Below are 637 nucleotides of genomic sequence, written 5' to 3' on the forward strand. Positions count from 1 at the left end.
ACTATTGCCAACGCACATCACGCTAGATGTGTGTCGCTGATTCCCATTCCCGTGGGAAGAGGCATGTTGGTTATGCTTTTAAGAGCGTATGGTGGATGCCTTGGCACTAAGAGCCGATGAAAGACGTGACAAGCTGCGATAAGCTTCGGGGAGGGGCAAATACCCATCGATCCGGAGATTTCTGAATGGGGAAACCCACTAAAGCAAACCTTTAGTATCCTTAACCCAATCCATAAGTTAAGGAGGGGAACCCGGTGAACTGAAACATCTAAGTAGCCGGAGGAAGAGAAAACAACATGTGATTCCGGAAGTAGCGGCGAGCGAAACCGGAAGAGCCCAAACCAGGGTGCGTGCACCCTGGGGTTCGGACCGTATAATTGATTCATGACAGATAGCAGAATGGTTTTGGGAAAGCCAGCCAGAGAGGGTGAAAGCCCCGTAGGCAAAATCTGAAATGACATGGCGGTATCCAGAGTACCACGAGACACGAGAAACCTTGTGGGAATATGCGGGGACCACCCCGTAAGGCTAAATACTACTTAGTGACCGATAGCGCATAGTACTGTGAAGGAAAGGTGAAAAGGACCCCGGGAGGGGAGTGAAAGAGAACCTGAAACCATATGTTTACAAGCTGTGG

1 rRNA gene is annotated in these 637 nt (G+C 49.9%); it reads left to right on the plus strand.

Annotated elements, in window-relative coordinates:
• Window positions 1–68: 68 nt before the first annotated feature.
• A 23S ribosomal RNA gene (locus BN3456_RS00200) occupies window positions 69–637 on the plus strand; the annotation flags it as partial.

The sequence above is a fragment of the Clostridium sp. C105KSO13 genome, assembly GCF_001517425.1.
Lineage (GTDB): Bacteria > Bacillota > Clostridia > Lachnospirales > Lachnospiraceae > Muricomes.